We start from the raw sequence: 20850 nt of genomic DNA, 5'->3' as shown, positions 1-20850 counted from the left end.
ATGAACAAAACAACACTTACGACCGCCATGGATCTGCTTTATCGCAAATATTTGATCCCGATGATTCTCTTGGATCAAGAAGGGACTCCGCTGTATCCCCCACTCACCTTAACAGCCAAGAATCCTCTGAAACACTATTTGGAAGAAACGAACGGCCCAGTTGCAAATCTCTATCATTTCGGCAAATATATGCTTGGTTGTTTTGCGTTTCAGTTAGCTGGAAAAACCTGTTATATGGTCATCGGACCCTGTGGAGTGATTGGTACACCAGATACGTCTTACCTATTTCTTGAACATGAATACCACTACAATGTGCACTATTCCAAAGAAGACAAATACTCCTTTGAAGAATACATCCAGCTGCTTTATACGCTGTTTGCGGAGCAGCCGTTGGCAAAAGACCAAATCCATTGGCATTACCAAACTGAATCCCACGACCGATCCATGCAAACAGATCTTAGCTTGGAAACTAATCTTTATGAACGCCGTGTGCATGAAGCTACCTTTGATTCCTATCATTTTGAATTGCGCTATCTTGACTACATCAAACGAAACGAGCCGGAAAAAGTAGTCTGGGTATTTAACAAAATGAAAGAGACCTACAGTGTTTCCCTTTCCCCTCATGAACTGGAAGGCTTAAAACTAAAGTTTTCGGCCTTTGTCGCTGTCGTGACCCGCATGAGCATTGATGAAGGAGTACCAGTCAACCAAGCATTCGGCTTATCTGATTCCTTGATCCAAGGTCTGGTTTATATTCATTCTGCCGATGAGTGCCTCCGCTATATCAAAGAAGCCACCTACCGCTTTATGGAGCTTCTGCATAGCTATCCGCTGGCGCAAAAATCACTGTTGGTCAAGACGATTGTTAATTATGTCGACAGCCATCTCTATGAAAAAGTGACCATTGATGATCTCGCAGCCATCACTCAAAAACATAAGACCCATCTATGTAATCAGTTCAAAAAAGAAATGAACAAAACGATCCACAGCTACATTCAGGAACGAAAGATCAGCGAAGCCAAGCATCTATTGCTGTTCACAGATTTTTCCTACGAAAAAATCAGCACCCAGTTGGCATTTGCCAATCAAAGCCATTTTATCCGCAATTTCAAAGCCGTTACCGGGCAAACACCAAAAGAATTTAAAGAGAAACATTACGCTCATGCTTTAAGTTAAAGACACAATTTCCGAAAAAATGCTCAGAAACAATGGTTATTATTTTTAATAACAAACGTTGTAAGCTATCCTTTTACTCAAATCAATTTGAATGAGGAGAGATAAAATGATCCAACTTGCTCGCTTGATCTTTTGGGTACCAGTCATCTTTTTTTCGTTAGGATTGATCATCGTAACGAAACGATTGCCGCGTTTCACATGGGTTTCCTTATCCATCACGGTTTCTTTAGTGATCTTTGTTTGTAAGATTTTAGAGTATTCCTATACGATGCCTGACATGCAGCTAACTTTCTATTTTATGGGTTTCTTGATTTCGGCTAGTCTTCTTTGTTTTATTTTCTACTTGAGGAGCAGAAAACGGTGAATGACAGTGGCGGGTTTTCCACGTAAATTAGTCAGGTCCCCAGTAACTAAGGATCAATAGCTTCATCAAATACACGGGTTTCTTCCTATCTTTTTAAAGAACTCCCCTCCCCTGAAAAGGGGCTTTTTTATTGCTAGTTCTGATTCTAACCTCAAGCTTACTGTGTTACTCTAGAAAGATTCGAATCAAAATACAAGGATGTGCCACTCGTTTTTCTCCCCCCTTCCTGCACACGATCGTTATTCCATGAGCTCCTTGCCTTTTTAACGAACTAAATATATAATGAATTTGCAAAATAATAACACAAAAGAACAAATCATCTATCCTCATAAAAGGAGCTTACCCTATGAACTGGCTGACCTTTGTCGTCCAACCACTGACCCTGCTGTTTTTTCTTACAGTATTCTCTCTCGTCTATTTGATGCCCGAATCCCTTGTGCCTAAGCCCAAAATGAAAAAATGGGCGTTGACTGTTTCATTGATCTTTCTATCATGGCAGCTGCTAACCCCCTTTCTCTTCTTTTTTTACTGAGCACAACAAAAAAGCGGCTCTCTTTTTTGAGAGCCGCTTTGGTTTATTTTTAATCCTTTAACAAACTACCGCCATTGGTGGCAATGACTTCTTTGTACCAGTAGAAACTATCTTTGCGAGAACGATCAAAGCTGCCATTTCCTTCATCATCCGCGTCTACATAGACAAAGCCATAACGTTTCGACATTTCTGACGTTGAAGCCGAAACTAAGTCTATACAACCCCAAGGCGTATAGCCCATCAATTCCACACCATCTTCGATCGCTTCATACATTTGTTCGATATGCGCCTTCAAATAATCGATTCGATAGCTGTCATGGATCGAACCATCCTCTTCCACCGTATCCAAGGCACCTAAGCCGTTTTCAACGATAAACAATGGTACTTGGTAGCGGTCGTACAAGTTATTCAAAGTCACACGCAAGCCGATTGGATCGATTTGCCACCCCCAGTCAGAGGCTTCCAAGTATGGGTTTGATTCGCCTAAAGAAAAGTTGCCGGCCGTTGCTTCGCCGCCTTCTTCAGGATTGTGGCGGGCAATAGAACTCATGTAGTAAGAAAAGGACATGAAGTCGACAGGGTATTGCGCAAGAATGTCTAAATCGCCATCTTCGAAGGTCACTTCGATGCCGTTTTCTTTAAAGAAGCGCTTCGTATACGCTGGATACTTCCCACGAACTTGGACATCAGAGAAGAAGAGATTCTCGTGGTCACGCTTGATTTCTTCCATCACATCTGCTGGATTTGGTGTAGCTGGGTAGGCTTGCATCCGTGCCAACATCATCCCTACTTTGATATCAGGATTGATTTCGTGGGCAAATTTTGTTGCTAAACTAGAAGCCACAAATTGATGATGCACAGCTTGATACATGTCAGAAAGGTTTTGCGTGCCATCTTCGGATAACAAGGCACCGCCAACATAGCCAGAGATCCCCATGATATTGATTTCATTGAAGGTCAACCAATATTTGACTTTGTCTTTGTAGCGGGTCAACACAGTTTCTGCGTATTTGACGAACAAATCGATCACTTGGCGATTTTTCCAGCCGCCATAGTTTAACGCGATCCCGATAGGTGTTTCGTAGTGAGAGAGGGTCACTAAGGGTTCGATCCCGTATTTTGCACACTCATCAAACACGTTGTCATAAAATTGCAAGCCTTCTTCATTTGGCTGAACATCGTCACCATTTGGAAAAATTCTTGACCAAGCGATGGACAGACGGAACGTTTTAAAGCCCATCTCTGCGTACAAGGCGATATCTTCTTTGTAACGATGGTAGAAATCTGATCCCCAACGTTTTGGATACAAGCCTTCTTTGTCATTTAAGGCAAACAAGACTTTTTCCCGAGTCATTGGTGCAGCAAATTCTGCCATGTTTTTACGGTCTTCTGGTTTGACAGCGATCGCCGTATCGGATGTCGCTGGGCCACGTCCGCCTTCGTTCCATGCTCCTTCAAATTGGTTGGCTGCAGTGGCGCCGCCCCATAAAAAGCCTTTTGGAAATTGTTTTTCTGTCATGATTAGCCTACTTTCTTTTTCTTTATTGATCGACACAGCAGATCAGTAAGAAAGCATTCTTACTGATCCTACGACGTGCCGATAAACGCATTTATTTTACGACTTCGATCAAATTGTCGTTCGCTGTTACTTCTTTTGACTGTGTCGTTTGGATGTCACTGTAGTCGTTAGAGTTTGTGACGATGACTGGTGTCAGTAAGGAATAGCCTTCCGCACGAATCGCTTCAGTATCAAAAGAGATCAATTTTTGACCGGCTTTGACTTTGTCTCCTTGGTTGATGTAGGCAGTAAAGTGATTGCCTTCAAGTTCCACCGTATTCATGCCGATGTGGATCAATAATTCTGTCCCATCCTCAGTGACTAAGCCGATGGCATGTTTTGTTGGAAACAAGATTTTGACTTCTGCATCTGCTGGAGCAGTGATTTCACCGATCGCTGGTTCAACGGCGATCCCTTTTCCCATAGCACCTGAAGAAAAGACTTTGTCTTCCACATCTGCTAAAGCAACCACTTGACCGGTTACTGGGCTTTTGACTGTTTCATCTTTGACGCTGGCAGAAACGGTTTTCGCTTCTGGTGCTGGTGCTGCTGGTGTTGCTTGACCGTCGACTGGTGAATCAACAGTTGTATACAAAGTTGGTACTTTCAATAACATCATGATGATAAATGACGCTACGATTGCAATAACTGTACCGATGGCTAAGTGGATCACGCTATGGAAGCTGCCTGTTGCTGGATTGATATATGCAGGGTACAAGAAGATACCCATACCGCCCATTGCGTAACCAGTAACGTTAAAGATTGACAAGTAGATACCAACGAAACCTGAAACTAAACAAGAAACGATAAATGGTGTTTTCATTGGCAAAGTATAACCGTAGATCGCAGGTTCAGTCACACCGAAGATCGATGAGATCAATGCTGGCATTGCGCCTTGTTTGACTTTTGGTTCTTTCGTTTTCAACCAAATCGCTGCTAGCACACCCGTTTGTGTGAAACATGGTAGCACTGCGGCGGTCAAAATAATCGAAGAGCCGTTTTGCGCCATATCCATGATCGCCAATGGCACAAGACCCCAGTGAAGACCAAACATTACCAATACTTGCCATAATGCCCCTAAAGCAAATCCATAAATGATTGGGCTGAAATCATAAACCGCTTGGAAAGCAATACCGATCCAGCTAGATGCTGTATTTGCGACTGGACCTACCACAAAGAAGGTCAACGGCACAGTGATCAAAATCGTTACAAAAGGAACCACAAACATTTTGACTACATCAGGTGTAACTTTGCGCATAAACTGTTCAATTTTCGAAGCGACAAAAATCGCTAAAATAATCGGCAGTACGCTATTAAAGTAGCCACCTGCTGGTAAGGTCAAGGTTAGACCAAAGACTTTGCTCGCTTCAGCAACGCTTTCTGCTAAACCAGGATAGACCATCGCACCTGCAATCGCTAATGCTGTATAGGTATTCATCTTGAATTTCTTTGCAGCAGTTACGGCTAAGATCATAGGTAAGTATTGGAACAAACCATCGCCTAGGGTATTCATTACTACATAGATTCCATTGGTCGCTTCCATCCCAGTTGCTGCAAGTAGCGCCGTGATCCCTTTTAAAATACCGGCTGCCGCTAATGGACCTAAGAACGGTTGAAACAAGCTTGAGATGACATCGATAAAGCGGTCAAACAAACTGCCTTTCTTTTCGTCGCCTTCGTCGATATCAAGACTGCCGCCATCGGCTAATCCGCCGACTTTCAGCACTTCATCGTAAACATCTGGCACATGATTACCGATAACCACTTGGTATTGTCCGCCTGCTTTGACAACGGTCACGACACCGTCACGTTTTTGCAAATAATCTGTGTCTGCTTTGCTTTCGTCTTTTAAGTGGAAACGTAAGCGAGTCACACAGTGTTTTACAGAAGAGACATTTTCTTTGCCGCCAACGTGGGCCAAAATGTCTTGTGCTAATTCAGTATATTTTGCCATTTTGATTTCTCCTTTTTAATAGATCATTTAATAAAAATAAAAAGACCGGCCATTTCTACAATAAACAAGCAGGAGTATCACCCATAAAAAACGAGACGGGTCTCCTCAACGAGTATTGTAAGAAAGTGCAGGTCTTGCCAGCCGAACTGTAACGAATCCATTTCCATTCTTAGGTTAATTTTGAGTGAGCGGCTAAGTTACCGATATGCAGAATCAAATACATCAATTCCATATCGTTGACATGCCAGCCCTTTTGTTCAAATAAGTATTCTTTGATCGAATCTGCGGTTTCTTTTTCTTTCGGATAGCTGCTGAAAGCCAAGGCAATCATCGGATTAGCCAATACTGGCTCTTCTTTTTCTTGACTTTGTCGAATTAAATAATAGCGAATGTGGGTCACAAACCGTTGGAAGTAGGAAGAATTCTCATCGTACTCGATGTTCATGCTATACTTAACGATCCGTAAAATATTGTTGGTCAACTCGGTGTGCTCATAGGCACTTTGATTGGCGCTTTTTTCAATTTGCGCATTGACGAAATGCAAAGTGATAAACGCAGCTTCTTCTTGCGAAAAATCGGGATACAGCTCTTTGCGGATCAACTCGACCGCTTGGACACTGACCGCATATTCCTTGGCATAGATTTTCTTGATTTCCCAATGCATGGGATTGGTCAAAACAATTTCTTGCTTTTGACGACTGATGGCAAACAAGATATGATCCATCAGTGTGAAATAAACGTTTGGATTGAAATCGGTTCCAACACTTTCCCGAAAAAGACGCACGATTTCATAAATGACGGCCATTTGTTTCTCGTCAGCCTTCGTCATGACTTTCGACATATGTTCCACTGTCAAGTCATCTTCTGGGTAGTATTTTTTTTCGATTCGCTCAGCCGGAATCAGGTCACCCGGTTTCGTTTGAAAGCCGATCCCTTTTCCCATTAGGATCACTTCAACTTCATCTTCTTTTGAAAGTACAACATTGTTGTTGATCCTCTTGATAATCTTCACGAACGATCCTCCTTGATCAGCATAGCGCATACACAGCTTTGCATCGTTTGACGTCTATGCAGAAGGTCTTGTATTTTTTTCTTTCTCTGACTTGCCATTAAGTGACGAGGTGAATGTCTGCTCCAGGCAGTACTGCAGGATATCGTCAAACCTAGCTGGCACTTCATTGCGTTTTACTTCTCCCCTCCTTTGATGATCAATGACTGGACCTTACCTTGGAACCGGTTCTTTTTTAGCGAATAGAAATAATGGAGCAAAAAAAGAAGACCAAAGCAAAAAAGTGTACAACCCAAGAAACTTTGGGTAATCAATGCACTTTTTTCCTCTGGTCTTGCCTGCCGAACAGTAACGAATCCAGTAATGAGAACACTCTCGTGTTCCGTTGAGATAATAGTACTCATTCTGAGAAAAAATGTCAACACTTTTTTTGCAAACGTTTTTCTTTTTTTGTTTTTGACTTTTTTTCACTATCTTTCTCACTGAATTTCTTTTCTAGCTTTGGTCTTTTAGTTCACTTGAAATACAAGGTTTACTGTGTAGCACAATAAGACTACAAAAAAACCGTAATCTTCGTGCATTACGGTCATAGCTGGAAGTATGATGCTTGAAAGACGATCAATCACAAAGAATCAGAAAATTGGGGAAGGTCTGGTGCATGACAGACATTCAATGGGACTGACCACCTTGCGCGATTCATGCGTTTCATGACTTCCACAAACGAAAAGGTCTCTTTGAGTGGGGGAATCAACCAAATAACCTTTCGATTCTTCAAGATCTTCTCTTTCCTGCTTAGAATGTTCGCAGTTCGCCGCGAAAAAAGCAGAACGTAAACTAAATTTCATTTATCAATCTGTCACTGATCCTTCAATGACAAGTATCTAAATGAAAGCCTGTACTAGTTTTTAAATGGGTTGATTTCCCAAGGACCAAATGGTTCAAATTCCATGAAAAACGACCTCCTTTATTATTTGCTATGCCCTATTATATTTGATAACATGTTATTAAAATCACATTGTTCAGAAATGCGTCACAATTAAGGAGGTCCCCCATGAAACAGCAAGGCTCTTTAATCAAAAAACTGCGCACAGATCGCAAAATCTCGCAAGCCAAGCTTGCCGAAGGTATTTCCTCTCGCACCACCCTTTCTTCTTTCGAAAATCGCAAAACAAATCTCTCTTCACAAACCTTGTTTGACTACTTAGACAAAATGAATATCACGGTTCATGAGTTCAGTCTGTTGATCGACAGCGAAGCCACAGGACAGAAACGTCAGCTGGTGCAAGATTTCTATACCCGATACTATGATCGAACACTGACTATCGACTACTTGACTAGCCTTGAGGAACGCTACTTTGAGACACAAAATTTTTTTTATTATTCTTTGTATGTCCAAGGCCTGCTGTTGCTCAACCGTGAATCATTTCTGATGAATCGAGGAGCTTACACCCAAGAAGTTGAACTGGTAAAGCAATACTTGTTTGATATCGAAACCTGGGGGCGCTTTGAGTTGAACTTATTCTCAAATTTGTTATTTATTTTCGACCAAGAAACCATCAGTTACTATTTAGATCATGGGATCAAAAAAATCCTTCACTACGCCAATGATCCCTTTTATGCAAATCTGTTAAGTGTTGTGATCTTAAATGGCTGCGCCTTTGCCAGTGAAAGTAAGGATTCCTATCTGCTTAACAAGTTTCTGCTTTTGTCTCATCCCTTGCCTAATACACCTCTGTATTTTTATTTGAAAATCCATCAAGTCTTGTATCAAGAAATTTACTCCTATTTGCAATCTTCTCAATTAAACAAAGAAGTGTTAAGAAACAGCTTAATCGTTATCGAACAAGCCGGTTACCAGAACCATAAAAATGACCTGCAAAACTTGATTCATACCGTGACGAATATCTCCATTTAACATTCTTCCCTTTGAATCATCCTATATACTTACAAGCATGATTTATCTTTTTCGTAAACGCCTGTCTGCTCATTGAAGGACAGGCGTTTTTCAGTCAAATGCTGGCCTAACTTGTACACAAAAAACCAGTTAGGTGCGTAGACCTAACTGGTTTTCGGGCTAAAATCTTAAAACGTATCTGGTTTATCCTGACCCAGATTTGATTTTGCACAACTCATCCCTCCGGTTAACTATAGAAGTAAACTGAGCTGGCTTTTCAGAAAACGACAAAAGCGTTGTTCTTTTTTGATTTCAGTGATTCAACAAATCGATTAGCGAGATTCTGAAGTCACTCCAACTCGTGCCCATGGATTATGATCTGGATCATATGCCCACGTAAAGTTTGCGACACGATCAGAGACCGGCAAAACTTGGTTACGGTACAATGTCGGAATAGCAAACGCTTCTTCAAATGCATATTCTTGCCATGCATCAAATGCTTCTTTACGTTTTTCTTCATCGAAGGAATCATTTGAATCGATGGCTGCTAACAATTCTGTATTGCGTTCAGACTCGTAACGAGTGTAGTTAAAGGCTGAATTTGGTCCCCATAAGCTAGTTGGTGATGGATCTGATCCAGTAGACCAAGCAGCTTGGAAAACATCGATATCTGGATCATCATTTTTCAACTTGTCATAGAATGCTTGGAAGTCGATCAAACGTCCTGTAGAGTATTGGACATCCAAACCGATTTCTTGCCATTGTTGGACATAGTAATCTGCCAGTGGTTGTGCCACTTCTCCACCTGACATTGAAGCAAAATTGATGGTTAATTTATTGCCATCTGGATCTTCCCGGAAGCCATCACCATCAACATCGATAAAGCCAGCATCATCTAGGAGTTGATTTGCTTTATCCATATCTAAGTGGTAACCTTCCACATCAGTGCTGTGCAAACTACCATAAACCGGTGGGATCAATGTTGTACCATTTGAACGCAAGCCATGGTAGAAACGCTCACCAATCGCATCATTATCGATAGCATAGCCCATTGCTTGACGCAATGCTTTGTTGGCCATTTTTGCGTTTGGATCAAAATCAACACTATTTGTTTCGTCATTCCATGTTCCTAAATTAAAACCAAGATAGGTGTAAGATTGTTCTGGTCGTCCTAACATTTGGTAGCCATCCATATCTTGATACGTATCGAACGTATCTGTTGGCATTTTCAATACTAAATCATATTGTTTTGCATTTAGTGCTTCATTGATCGATGCAGATGGAACATTACGCATCACAATTTTTTCTAATGTTGGTGTTCCCCCATAATAATGTTCATTCGGAACATACTCTACGGTTTCCCCAGGTACGATATTCGTCATCTTGTAAGGACCAAAACCAATTGGGTTTGTCCGTACAGGATCACTGGATGGCATATCTGCTACTTCAATACCTTCAAAGGTATGTTTTGGTAATGCCGCGTTCCAAATTGCTCCACCGGATTGCTGCATTCCAGGATGCATTTCCTTAAATTCGATCTCAACTACTTTATCGCTAACTGCTGTGATCCCAGAAATCGTATCTGCTTCACCGCTATGGTATTCTTCCATTCCAACAATATTAGTAAAGTCATTATTGTAGCGAACGCCATCATAGTCTTGATGACCAATGACTTCATAAGAAAAAATGACATCTTCGGCTGTAACATCTACCCCGTCCGACCATTTTAGTTCATCACGTAATGTGATCGTCGCTTTATTGTTTTCGACATCCAAGTCTAAGTCTGCAGGTCCACCATCAATAATCTTAAAATCCTCATCTTGTAAGAATAGATATTCATGACTTGGTAACATAAAGTCACGGTCATAGGCATCCTGATAGAACTCCCACTGGAATAATCCTTGGAACTGAGTGTCCATTACTACAGCAACGTCTAAAACTCCACCTTCAATCACTTCATCATCATTGACTACCGCTAGCGGTAATGTGCTGATATCTGATGCTGCAGCGTCTGATGACGACTCTCCTGTATCTGTCGAACCTGTTCCACCTCCGTTACTTTGTCCGCAAGCCCCTAAAACAAGCGCTGCCAATAAAGTAATCATGCCAAACTTCGTTTTCTTCATACTCTTCCTCCTTATTAAATCCCCTCATTTGTGATTCACTGATAAAAAAACCAAGCAAACAGTTTTTTTATCTTAAAATGGCTTTTTTATTAGAAAATCTGAACGAGATTAACTAAATTATAACAATTTTCTCAAAACTCTTTCCGTCAATAATTTCATCAATCTATGAAATTATTGAAAATAAGACGAAAATCATTGATAAATCGCTATTGCTTTTTTTCAAATATCCTTAAGTTTTTCTTTTATGACGTTCCTTTTCTCTCATATTTTTCGAAAAACGCCTTGTGGAAACTGTCAAAAAAACCTTCTTAGACGAGAAAAGATGTGATACTATGAAAAAAAGGAGCGTTCAGTGAAACTATGTCAGACAAACGAATTTTCTTACAAACGAAATCGAAACCTTTTGCACCGATCTCACAGCTCTTAACTCAGCGGTTGCTTCTGGCTTACAGCTGTGTGTTGATTCTACTCGGCTTGTTCACCTCGCCGCCTCAGGCATTGTGGCAAGGATCGCTGGCTATTTTGAATGCCCCTAGCAATTTGATTTCTGATTATTTTGCAATCGGCAATCTCGGAAGCGCCTTTTTGAATAGCGGCTTATTGACTTTGATCAGTATCCTGCTTGCTAAAAAGCAAGGAACCATTATTAGTGGTCCGATGATCGTCGCTTTCTTTACCATATCCGGCTTTTCTTTTTTTGGAAAAAACATCTTTAACTCAATCCCCATTCCCTTGGGTGTCTATCTATACTCTTACATACAGCAAAGGCCCTCAACCCAGTACTCACTTGTCGCTTTATTTGGCAGTGCTGCCTCACCCGTCATTAGTTACTTAGCATTTGGCTTAGGCTTACCTTTGCCCCTAGGAATCGCGTTAGGTTATGGAATCGGCATTTTGATTGGCTTAACACTCCCCCCACTGGCAGCACAATTTTTACAATTCCATCAAGGATTTTCTTTGTACAATATTGGCTTTGCCACCGGTATTATCACTATGTTTTTCACTAGCTTTTTACGATTATTTGACATGGAAGTCTATTCGAACAAGCAATTGACGACTGACTATCACTATTATCTGACGGCTTTCTTGCTGATCCTTTGTTTTTTCTTGTTTTTTATTGGTTATTTTTTAAATAAACGATCGGTAAAAGGTTTAACGGATCTTTTTAAAACTTCTGGGAAACTGATGACCGATTATGTCACAATTTTTTCACTAGGAATCACCATGATGAACATGGCAATGATGGGGCTCTTGATGTTAGTCTTTATTTTCCTGCTGCAAGGCGAGCTTTCCGGTCCACTTTTAGGGGCTGTATTGACCGTGATTGGTTTCAGTGCCTTTGGAAACCATTGGAAAAATAGTTTGCCCGTGATGATTGGGGTGGTTTTAGCCACCAAAGTCGGTTTGACTTCTGATGTATCCACCTTCAGCTTATTACTAACAGCGATCTTTGGAACAAGTTTAGCTCCGATCAGTGGGTATTATGGTCCTGTAGCTGGTATCTTAGCAGGCATCGTCCATGCAGCACTGGTCACAAATATCACTTATTTACATGGAGGATTGAACTTATACAATAACGGTTTTTCCAGTGGATTTGTCGCGGCGGCAATGGTACCATTGTTAGATGAATACCAACAAATCAGAAGGCGGCGAAAAAAATGATTGAAAAAGAACGGGCACGACGAATCGTCGATGAAGTAGTCACCTACTTTTTGTCCCATGACTGTCAAAAGATAACGAGCGAGATGGCCTTTGAAGCAGAAGGTTTCAAAGCAGTCGTGCAGGGCCCTTTCCCTGAACAGCCCTCTGATCTAGAACATTTTATCAACATGCTCAATACACCAAGAGACAGTACCTTGGAAAACTATTACGTTGAACTGTTGGGCGGTCATCAAACGATCCATGAAGAAAAAGATTACTATTTATTGGGATTAATGATCGATGAAGCCGCCATTATGTATGATGAGGGACAACTAGTCGTTGAACTGTTTCGCAAAAAATATGACTGAAGAGTAACAAGCAAACGACGTTTCTGATTTGTGGATCACACAATTCAGAAACGTTTTTTTGTTCGTTCCTCGTGACAAAATTGAAAGTTTATTGATAGATTTTTCACACTCCTTTTCAGAAAACTAGCGTTATACTTTCATCATAATAAAAAACGAGGTGACCTATTTATGAAAAAATTTTTGATTGGACTAGCAGTTGTCGTGCTTGTGGGATTTGGTGCATTGCAAATTGCTGAATCAGTCATCATGGGAGGCGACAGCTATTATGTCCAAATCACGACAGATGGCGAAAAGACGACTTCTAAAGATGACAGTGGCAATGTCTATACTCAATACCACTATGAACTACCGGCTTATGACGAAAATGGCAAAAGCAAAACCCTTGATTTCAATGGTTTCCAAGAGCGGCCTTTGCGTAAAGAAGCCTATTTGAAACTTACTTGGAATGAGAAAAAAGGCGTGACCAGCTATGAAGAGGTCAAAGAAAAAGACATTCCCGCAAAAGCACTAACTCAATTAAAAGGAGCGTAACTTAATCATGGAAAAAATTATTCAAGCAAGTGAACTTACTAAAGTTTACGGAAAAGCCAACGAAAAACAAACCGAAGCCTTGAAAGGCATCAGCTTTGATATTGAAAAAGGTGAATTTATCGGAATCATGGGAGCTTCAGGCTCCGGTAAGTCTACCTTGTTGAACATTCTTTCAACCTTGGATCATCCAACCAAAGGTACGATCCGCATCAACAACAGCGACATCACCAAACTAAAAGGCGATGCCTTGGCAGATTTTCGCAGCCGTGAAATTGGCTTCATCTTCCAAGATTTCAATCTCCTAGAAAACTTAACAGCTTCTGAAAACATCGCGGTGCCCCTTTCTTTACAAGGGGTCAAACCAAAGATCATCCAACAACGGATCAAACGAGTCGCAGAACGTTTGTCTATCACGCATATCCTCGACAACTATCCGGCAGCAATCTCAGGTGGGCAAAAACAACGGGTGGCAGCCGCTCGAGCCTTGATCACGGAACCAACGATTCTTTTTGCGGATGAACCGACAGGTGCCTTGGATTCAAAAAGTGCCAAAGACTTATTAAATATGATGGACGACTTGAATACCAATGACCAAGTATCGATTTTATTGGTCACTCATGATCCCCTTTCTGCCAGCTATTGCCAACGTATTTTATTTATCAAGGACGGGAAGATCCATCAAGAAGTGAAACGTGAGGATCAAAGCCGGGAAGAATTTTACCGCAAGATCCTTGTCATTCTAGGAAACTTGGAACAATAAGGAGGAAGAACACATGCTTTGGAAATTATCACTTACCGGAATCAAAGGCCGGTTGAAGGATTATATCGTCCTCTTTTCTGGTTTAGTCATGGCCTCAGCCATCTTCTATATGTTCGAATCAATGGCCAGCAATGAAGCCTTTTTAAAAAGCAACTCGATCATCAGTATGGTGGTCTTTATCTTTCGCTTTGGTTCTGTCTTATTGGGGATCATCACCTTTGCCTACATTTTATACGCCAATTCTTTCTTAATGGCGATGCGGCAAAAAGACTATGCCATGTTTATGATGCTAGGAGCCAAAGGACGTAAGATCGCCCAAATGATTTTCATTGAAACATTCTTGGTCGGGATCGCCGCCACTGCTGTTGGTTCTTTACTAGGTATTGGATTAGCCAGTGGTGTCAATACCTTACTAGTGAACCAATTAAATTTACAGATCAGCCATTATGCGGCCTTTAATCTACAAGCATTAGTCGTGACACTTGCCTTCTTCTCGATTCTCTTTTTGATCGCTGCTATCTTTAATGCACGGGCAATTGCCAAAAAATCAATTTTAGCCTTGTTACGAGAAACCAGCACACCGGCGCAAGTCAAGCAACGTCCTTTCATGCTCTTTTTGCAAACTGTCTTAGGGATTTGTTCTTTAGCAGTCGGTTATTATATGATGAGCGACTTGATGAAATTCCAATTGGTGGGGATCGGTGTTGCCCTAGTTACTATTATTTTAGGGACTTACCTCGTCTTTCGTTCCGTGATCATCACGATTTTATCTTTACTGAAGAGGACCGATGCCATTGCTTTGAAAAGGTTAAACAATTTCACCTTGTCTCAGCTAAGCTTTCGGATTCGTGATTATACGCAGATGCTATCGATGGTAGCCATGCTCTTTGCTCTAGCATTAGGTGCTTTGACTGTTGGTCTGGGCTTCAAAAACGAGATCCCAATTATGGCAAAATCCGTTGCCCCTTATGACTTGTATTTGAATAATGCCCAAAATGCTTCTGACGAAAAAGTTGCAGCCTTAAAGCCGACTCTTGATGTCACTTATAGTCTGAAGGAAACAGACGACACCCTTTATTACAATAAAGATCAATTCAACAAGAACAACTTGCTCAGCACCAGTACGAATCAGTTGAGTATCGACGTTACCTACAACAAGCTGTCGGGAGACCAATTAGCCAAAGACATCACCGCGCAGGACCAATTGCGTAGCTACCTCTTGACAGAACAACGAGGCAAAGAGATCCAAGTTGTCGATCAAACCGCTTTTGACACAATCAATGCCCCTGAATCCAGCTTGCGAATGGTGCAAGTCAAAGACTTTCAAGCAAGTTACGATGCATTACATGAATTGGCGCAAACAAACCAAGAAACCAATACTACTGAAACTGCCGATACGAATTTTTCGCAACGTGTCTTCGTCTATGACACGTATAATGGTCTCTTCTCCGGTTTTGAATTTATGGGCTTTTTCTTGGGGATCGCCTTCTTGACGATGTTAGCAAGCTGCTTGATGTTTAAAATTCTTTCTGGGGCCAACAGCGACATTCAACGCTATACGATGTTGAAAAAAATCGGAACCCGGACTAGCTTATTGAAAGGATCGATCCGCAAAGAGATTGGTGTGCTCTTCCTAGTTCCTGGTATCTTAGGGATGATCCATGTCTTGTTCGGATTACAAATGTTCACAACATTGATGATCGATCCGTACCACGATCTATGGCTGCCCTTTGGCATCTTTATTGCTCTCTATGCCATTTATTACGTGGTGACCATCTGGTTATACACCAACATCGTTTTACGACCAAACAAAAAATAACTCGTACAGACTTTCTGAATTGCTCAACGCAAAGAGACCATCAATCCGCTTGATGGTCTCTTTCATTTCGTCGCTCTTCTATCGAAAAAAAACGCCGTTAGCTTTGAGGTTTAACGCCCATATGCATCGCTGCCGCACCTCCTGCATAGCTTTTGACTTGCAACACATCAAAGCCAGCTGCCTGAAACTCCCGTTTCAATGCCTCCTTGTCAGGAAAATCCCGCGCAGACTCCTGGAGCCAGGAATATTCTTGATAGCTTTTGGCGAACAATTTGCCAAATAACGGCATGACATGGTGAAAATAAAAAGTAAACAGTTGCCGCCAGCCGATCAGTGTGGGCTGTGATGTTTCGAGACAAACGATTTTCCCGTCTGGGCGCAGCACCCGATGGATCTCTGCCAAGACTTGTTGGCGATCCGCGACATTTCTCAACCCGAACCCGATCGTCACATAATCAAAGTGCGCGTCTGGAAAACTTAATGCCATCGCATTGCCGGTCTGCCACTGGATCTGCGTTTGTTGCTTTTTCTGTGCCTTTGCTTTGGCAACCGTTAACATTTCTTCGCTAAAATCAACGCCGGTCACTTGCCCCGTCGGACCGACCGCTTCATTTAAAGCAAACGCCCAATCCCCGGTCCCGCAGCATAAATCTAATATCTCAGCACCCATTGGTACTGCCATCCGTTTCATGGTGTCCTTGCGCCACCGTTTGTGGAGCTGAAAGGAGATAATACCGTTCATTCGATCATAACGGGAAGCGATCGATTCAAATACATCATGTACTTTGGTTTCTTTGGCTGTTGTTGCCATTGCGGCACGTCCTTTCTTTGTTCCCTTCGTTTTGCTGTTGCTTCACGTGCTTCTGCTTTTTAGTCTAGCACGAAAAAACCTGCGGAACAAAAACCCTGCTTTCTCCTTTTCCTCCAGTCATTTTCCCACCAAAAAACAGCCTTTCCTACATAGATCCCCACGTTGTTGACCAAGGCAATTCGGTCAGCAACAAGCGGATCCAGCAGTGAAAGACTGTTCTTCTTCTGTTTGTTTTAAAACAGGTTGTTCACGTTTAATCGATGAAGTCCCAGATATTGTTCCAATAAGAAACACGGTCTGCGCCATTTTCATCTTTGTAGCGCACAGAAATCAAATTACGGATGTCATGAACAGGAATGTCAAGGGTGACAGAATCCGTTACGGGTCTTTGCTGCACGTTGTATGTTCGATAAAAGGTGCCATCCATATAGACGTCAAAGGTACTAAGATTGGAGTAAAAAATCTGCAGCTGATTGTTATGAACAGCAAGGTTGATCAACTCACCAGTGACAGCGCGTGTACCGGTCTGAAGCGTGAGACTGTCTTCCCCTATCAAAATGTTTTCCGTCTCTGGTTGATTCCCCGAAACTCTACCGTTGATCGTTACCGGGGTCAGAACATTACCAGCAGCTGCCTGTTCATCCACTCGAGCAGTCAAGTTCCATTCCATGCGATCCCCCGGTGCGATCGGGCGTTCTAAGTGGATCGTGATACGATCGCCAGAAAGACTAGCCGAGGCTATATTGTCTTGGTACACGAGCGCATCGACATTTAAGAACGTCAATAAATTCGGCGAGATATCTAGTGTCACGACAGCATTCTCAATATCGTCTTTCCCAGAATTTCGCGCATCGTTGCTTTCTACGATCGTTCGCAAGATCAATTGATTGCCGACGGTGATAATCGGATTGCCTTCTTCATCACGATCAAAGCTTTGCGGTACTCGCAACGTAATCGATGGGTCAGAAGGTCGAATACTGGTGACTTCAAAGGAGAGCGCTGGTGGGAAACGTTCATCGCCAATGGCATCACGATACCCTAAATAGTCCTCATAATCGCTGGCGGACGGATTCGTGCTCCCCAACTGACCATTGGGTTCCGTCGTGGTCGTATCTGGTAAGGTTCCTACGAAATCGTCGTAACGATCATTTGCAAAATCTTTCGCGTAAAATTCGATATACACATCCTCTTCAGGATCAAGGCGACGTGGTAATTGATACTGCCATGGCACGGAGTTGCCTTGTTCAGCATCAAGCGTAATGACATATGGGTCACCTGAAGCATCACGGATCAATCCTTGCGCGGTACTCGCATAAATGGCGACGCGCTCTTTTGGCTGGTCGTCTTGCGGAGAATGAAAATCCATGATCCCCGAAACTGTTGTCGTCCGTTCATTAAAGACCTGATCCTCTGCCACTTGCAGACCAGTCGGTGGTCGTACATCCACGACGACCGCATCAGGCAAAGCGGCAATACTCTCTTCTGTTGCATGAATGAAAATCGAATCGTCAACATCCTCCATCGTTGGGTCTAATCCTCGGTGGGCACGCAGCACTTCAAAACGTTGACCTGTCTTGAAAAAGTCGTCCCGCGTCCATGCGATCACACCATTATGCACCTCACCAAAAACATCGACAGTTGATTTGGAGGAAAGCCATTGCGTTTCAAGCTGGTTGCCTGCTTCGTCCTTCAAAGCAACTTCCACCCAGACCTCATCATCCCAAGCATCGCGAATCGCCCCCGTGTATTCATACGGAACGACCGCTTTGGCATAAAAGGTTTTGTCGGCATTGGTCGGGGTCACTAAGTGCTGGATCATTGGCGGATAATTATTGGCAGAAAATCGCGTGTAGGCATTCCCGCCCCTAAAAGTCGTACTGTTGAACTCATTTGAAAAAGGCTCTCCCGGCTGCGGACTAACGATTTGTGCAAAATTGACATTGCCTAGTTGATAGCTCAATGGATTCCAGAAATTGTCCGGATCACCATCTAGATTCACTCCGTTGCGTTTTTCCCAAACCGCTAGTCCAACACGATTAGACGTAAAGGTACTGTTGCGATTTGTATTTGAGAACGCTTGTCCGCCATTGGGTCGATTGTTTCGAAAATCATAAAAAAGTGGTTCATCAATCACAAAATTGCTTCTTGCGGCCGAACTGATTATTCCGTTATTTGCGCCTAGGGTCCGACCTTCCATTCGAAAGGTCGCGTCTTTTCCAGCTAAGAACTCGGCTTCTCCGCCTTGCATCCAAACAGCAGGACCACGATGTGCATAGATGTGGATTCGACTGTTTTCACCTTGTGCATGAAAGACCGAGGTTCCACTGCCATCAAGAGGAAATTGAATGCCTTGCCGACCAGCCGTATCTGAGCCATTACTGGCAGTAATGGTAGAATCGGCTGACGGATCAAATTCTCGTTCTTCATCATTGTACTGATCAAATACGGCAAAACCTGTTTCATCAATATAGATGCCATCATCTGCCGCAGTCCTGGTGCCTGCATGGTTAAAGATATTCAACTGACCGGCTGACTCCACATAGAATTCGTTGTTCCGCCCGTACATCCGCACTGCAGCCGCATTTCCGTGGTATTTGACGATATTCATTCTCCCTTGGTCGGCAAGCACAAAGGTCTGTTCCCCTACTAAGCGAAACCGCATAACTGAACCATACTCATGATGTTGACCTTCGCCAAACATATTAAACTGCGACCCTTCCCCAGTTACCGTCACATTGCCGCCGAGTTTGGTGGTCGATCCCGCTTTTGAAATTTGATTGACAAAAGCAGTGGTTCCTCTCGGTACACCACTCGTGGGAGCAGGCGCTCTAGAATAGGAGTTTACGACCGCACCACCAGAAATAATCGTACGAGAAAACTTATTTTGCGTTTCATCCCGTTGTCCAATCAAGGAAATGATTGCGCCGTTTGCTCCCGCTAAGTCCATTTGTGATGAGGCATTTAAGACCGTGCCTTCTCCATCGACTTCAAAAATCACCTCGTTAGTACGTCCTTCGAGATTTGCCCAAATTGCTTGCCACTGGACACTATAGAGATCTACTTTGGAACCCTTATTGACCCGAAACGAGGTTGAGATATTATTGTTGTCTGGTCGGAACCGAAAAATCGGCTGCGTATTTGAGATCTTGACATCCGCCTCATCTGTGATCAAGACACTTTTGACATTAAAGCTGCCAGTATCTGAACTGTTGCCCGCGGCTGGGTTCCTGTGAGCCACCCAATGGAACGTTCCGCGAATCTCGAGATTTCCTTGTTGCAAATAAAGGAAATTATTGCCCGTACTTCCCTCTAGCACACCACTTTTTGCCTCGATATTTTCTATTTTGACCGTCCAAAAAGCTGAGGCTGCCAACGATTGTTGATAGATCAACGCGTTTAATCCTAGATTGTTTCCCTGAAAATCGATCGTCATATTTTTCAACTCAAAGACCGCTGGCTGATGATCATGGGTAGTCGTCAGTTCAAAGAAACGTCCAGTAGGATTCGTGCTATAGTTTGGTGTCCCGTTCGTGTTGAAACGCTTCGGTGTGGTTAAGGTAAAGCCATTCCCATCGATGGACACCGACCGATCCAACGCTGTTAAACGATTGTTGGCCTCATCCGTATAATCAGCGGTAATGTCAGCGAGAAACACGATTTCAGAGATCGATGAATCACTAAAAGCAGCCCGAAGCTCTTGATAGTCCGAAACTTCGGCACGCTCTCCTTGCGTCGCCCGTTCTGAAAGCAGTTCGACTGTCGCTGACTCATTGGTTTCCTGCTGCTGAATGTCAAGCAAGGCTGCTTCTTCTACAGCCTTGTCAGCTTCCAATCGCAAGGCTTGTCGTTCCTCGAGAGAAGGCGGAGCGATTTTTTGCAGCGTCCGGTTTCCCCGCTTTAGAACAAATTCGATGGCGTCTTCTTCTCCTAAAGAGACTGGTAATGCCAAGGACAACGTTTCTTCCGTATCCGCCACTTCGATTTCCACACCATAAACACCCTCTTGTTCAGCTGGATGCAAGGTCGCTTCTTCCAGCTCAAGCATTTCAAACATTTCTAATGACACCAGCGCTTCATGATTCGCCATCAAGAAAAGCGTCTCGCCCGCAGCTTGTTCCGATTCGATCGTCAATACATATTGTCCTGTTTCTGGGTCAAAGTGACCGGACACTTCATAAGAATTGCCACCATGGATAGCAAAGACCGCATACAAGACAGAAATAACGATAAAACCCCCTAATGCAGCGGCAGCCAGTTTGATTTTCGAGACAGTCGCTAGAACAGTAAATGATTTCATCTAGGCACCC

15 protein-coding genes are annotated in these 20850 nt (G+C 42.8%); 9 read left to right on the top strand and 6 right to left on the bottom strand.

Features of this window, described 5'->3' with window-relative positions:
* From IGI89_RS11260 to IGI89_RS11250, 3 genes are all read left to right on the top strand, one after another.
* Nucleotides 1–1176, top strand: a complete 1176-nt coding sequence (locus IGI89_RS11260) for a helix-turn-helix transcriptional regulator (RefSeq protein ID WP_253271636.1) — start codon at nt 1–3, stop codon at nt 1174–1176.
* A 106-nt stretch (nt 1177–1282) separates the two neighbouring features.
* Entirely contained in the window at nt 1283–1540 is a 258-nt protein-coding gene (locus IGI89_RS11255) for a hypothetical protein (RefSeq protein ID WP_430618990.1), read from the top strand.
* A 346-nt stretch (nt 1541–1886) separates the two neighbouring features.
* Nucleotides 1887–2072 (top strand): hypothetical protein, encoded by a 186-nt coding sequence (locus IGI89_RS11250; protein WP_016620504.1) that lies wholly within the window; start codon nt 1887–1889, stop codon nt 2070–2072.
* 49 nt (nt 2073–2121) lie between these two features.
* Here IGI89_RS11250 and IGI89_RS11245 read toward each other — a convergent pair whose 3' ends face one another.
* The 3 genes from IGI89_RS11245 to IGI89_RS11235 all read right to left on the bottom strand — a co-directional run bounded on the left by IGI89_RS11245 (nt 2122) and on the right by IGI89_RS11235 (nt 6596).
* A complete protein-coding gene (locus tag IGI89_RS11245) occupies nt 2122–3591 on the bottom strand; it encodes a glycoside hydrolase family 1 protein (RefSeq protein ID WP_438735671.1) in 1470 nt (489 codons plus the stop codon).
* Nucleotides 3592–3682: 91 nt separating this feature from the next.
* On the bottom strand, nt 3683–5584 hold the full coding sequence (locus IGI89_RS11240; RefSeq protein WP_438735670.1) for a beta-glucoside-specific PTS transporter subunit IIABC: 1902 nt from the start codon (nt 5582–5584) through the stop codon (nt 3683–3685).
* A gap of 169 nt (nt 5585–5753) precedes the next feature.
* Nucleotides 5754–6596: a PRD domain-containing protein gene (locus IGI89_RS11235; protein WP_008378663.1), complete on the bottom strand. Its 843-nt coding sequence runs from the start codon at nt 6594–6596 to the stop codon at nt 5754–5756.
* A 1048-nt stretch (nt 6597–7644) separates the two neighbouring features.
* Between IGI89_RS11235 and IGI89_RS11230 the strand changes: the two genes are divergently transcribed.
* A complete protein-coding gene (locus tag IGI89_RS11230) occupies nt 7645–8508 on the top strand; it encodes a helix-turn-helix domain-containing protein (protein ID WP_016613447.1) in 864 nt (287 codons plus the stop codon).
* Nucleotides 8509–8819: 311 nt separating this feature from the next.
* Here IGI89_RS11230 and IGI89_RS11225 read toward each other — a convergent pair whose 3' ends face one another.
* On the bottom strand, nt 8820–10613 hold the full coding sequence (locus tag IGI89_RS11225; protein ID WP_008378667.1) for an oligopeptide ABC transporter substrate-binding protein: 1794 nt from the start codon (nt 10611–10613) through the stop codon (nt 8820–8822).
* A gap of 360 nt (nt 10614–10973) precedes the next feature.
* Here IGI89_RS11225 and IGI89_RS11220 point away from each other — a divergent pair, with 360 nt between their 5' ends.
* From IGI89_RS11220 to IGI89_RS11200, 5 genes are all read left to right on the top strand, one after another.
* Entirely contained in the window at nt 10974–12275 is a 1302-nt protein-coding gene (locus IGI89_RS11220) for a DUF1576 domain-containing protein (RefSeq protein WP_438735669.1), read from the top strand.
* Nucleotides 12272–12622 carry a hypothetical protein gene (locus IGI89_RS11215; RefSeq protein WP_008378669.1) on the top strand — a complete coding sequence of 117 codons (351 nt, stop codon included), beginning with the start codon at nt 12272–12274 and terminating at the stop codon, nt 12620–12622. The genes IGI89_RS11220 and IGI89_RS11215 overlap by 4 nt, the downstream gene beginning before the upstream one ends.
* A 168-nt stretch (nt 12623–12790) precedes the next feature.
* The gene (locus tag IGI89_RS11210; RefSeq protein ID WP_005235132.1) at nt 12791–13153 is read left to right on the top strand and encodes a YxeA family protein; all 363 of its coding nucleotides are present in this window, start codon (nt 12791–12793) and stop codon (nt 13151–13153) included.
* A gap of 7 nt (nt 13154–13160) precedes the next feature.
* The gene (locus IGI89_RS11205) at nt 13161–13913 is read left to right on the top strand and encodes an ABC transporter ATP-binding protein (protein WP_005235131.1); all 753 of its coding nucleotides are present in this window, start codon (nt 13161–13163) and stop codon (nt 13911–13913) included.
* Nucleotides 13914–13926: 13 nt separating this feature from the next.
* A complete protein-coding gene (locus tag IGI89_RS11200; RefSeq protein ID WP_438735668.1) occupies nt 13927–15732 on the top strand; it encodes an ABC transporter permease in 1806 nt (601 codons plus the stop codon).
* 97 nt (nt 15733–15829) lie between these two features.
* Here IGI89_RS11200 and IGI89_RS11195 read toward each other — a convergent pair whose 3' ends face one another.
* Both IGI89_RS11195 and IGI89_RS11190 read right to left on the bottom strand, forming a co-directional pair.
* On the bottom strand, nt 15830–16543 hold the full coding sequence (locus tag IGI89_RS11195; protein WP_244732008.1) for a demethylmenaquinone methyltransferase: 714 nt from the start codon (nt 16541–16543) through the stop codon (nt 15830–15832).
* A 253-nt stretch (nt 16544–16796) separates the two neighbouring features.
* Entirely contained in the window at nt 16797–20840 is a 4044-nt protein-coding gene (locus tag IGI89_RS11190; protein ID WP_438735667.1) for a pectate lyase-like adhesive domain-containing protein, read from the bottom strand.
* Between the last annotated feature and the right edge of the window lie 10 nt (nt 20841–20850).

The sequence above is a fragment of the Enterococcus sp. AZ141 genome, assembly GCF_051714385.1.
Classification (GTDB): Bacteria; Bacillota; Bacilli; order Lactobacillales; family Enterococcaceae; genus Enterococcus_D; species Enterococcus_D entomosocium.
Note: the sequence above shows the minus strand (reverse complement) of the source record. Positions and strands in the feature narration are given on the sequence as shown.

Coding starts and splice junctions, on each gene's coding strand:
- IGI89_RS11260 (WP_253271636.1), top strand. CDS start 1: ATGAACAAAACAACACTTACGACCGCCATGGATCTGCTTTATCGCAAA.
- IGI89_RS11255 (WP_430618990.1), top strand. CDS start 1,283: ATGATCCAACTTGCTCGCTTGATCTTTTGGGTACCAGTCATCTTTTTT.
- IGI89_RS11250 (WP_016620504.1), top strand. CDS start 1,887: ATGAACTGGCTGACCTTTGTCGTCCAACCACTGACCCTGCTGTTTTTT.
- IGI89_RS11245 (WP_438735671.1), bottom strand. CDS start 3,591: ATGACAGAAAAACAATTTCCAAAAGGCTTTTTATGGGGCGGCGCCACT.
- IGI89_RS11240 (WP_438735670.1), bottom strand. CDS start 5,584: ATGGCAAAATATACTGAATTAGCACAAGACATTTTGGCCCACGTTGGC.
- IGI89_RS11230 (WP_016613447.1), top strand. CDS start 7,645: ATGAAACAGCAAGGCTCTTTAATCAAAAAACTGCGCACAGATCGCAAA.
- IGI89_RS11225 (WP_008378667.1), bottom strand. CDS start 10,613: ATGAAGAAAACGAAGTTTGGCATGATTACTTTATTGGCAGCGCTTGTT.
- IGI89_RS11220 (WP_438735669.1), top strand. CDS start 10,974: ATGTCAGACAAACGAATTTTCTTACAAACGAAATCGAAACCTTTTGCA.
- IGI89_RS11215 (WP_008378669.1), top strand. CDS start 12,272: ATGATTGAAAAAGAACGGGCACGACGAATCGTCGATGAAGTAGTCACC.
- IGI89_RS11210 (WP_005235132.1), top strand. CDS start 12,791: ATGAAAAAATTTTTGATTGGACTAGCAGTTGTCGTGCTTGTGGGATTT.
- IGI89_RS11205 (WP_005235131.1), top strand. CDS start 13,161: ATGGAAAAAATTATTCAAGCAAGTGAACTTACTAAAGTTTACGGAAAA.
- IGI89_RS11200 (WP_438735668.1), top strand. CDS start 13,927: ATGCTTTGGAAATTATCACTTACCGGAATCAAAGGCCGGTTGAAGGAT.
- IGI89_RS11195 (WP_244732008.1), bottom strand. CDS start 16,543: ATGGCAACAACAGCCAAAGAAACCAAAGTACATGATGTATTTGAATCG.
- IGI89_RS11190 (WP_438735667.1), bottom strand. CDS start 20,840: ATGAAATCATTTACTGTTCTAGCGACTGTCTCGAAAATCAAACTGGCT.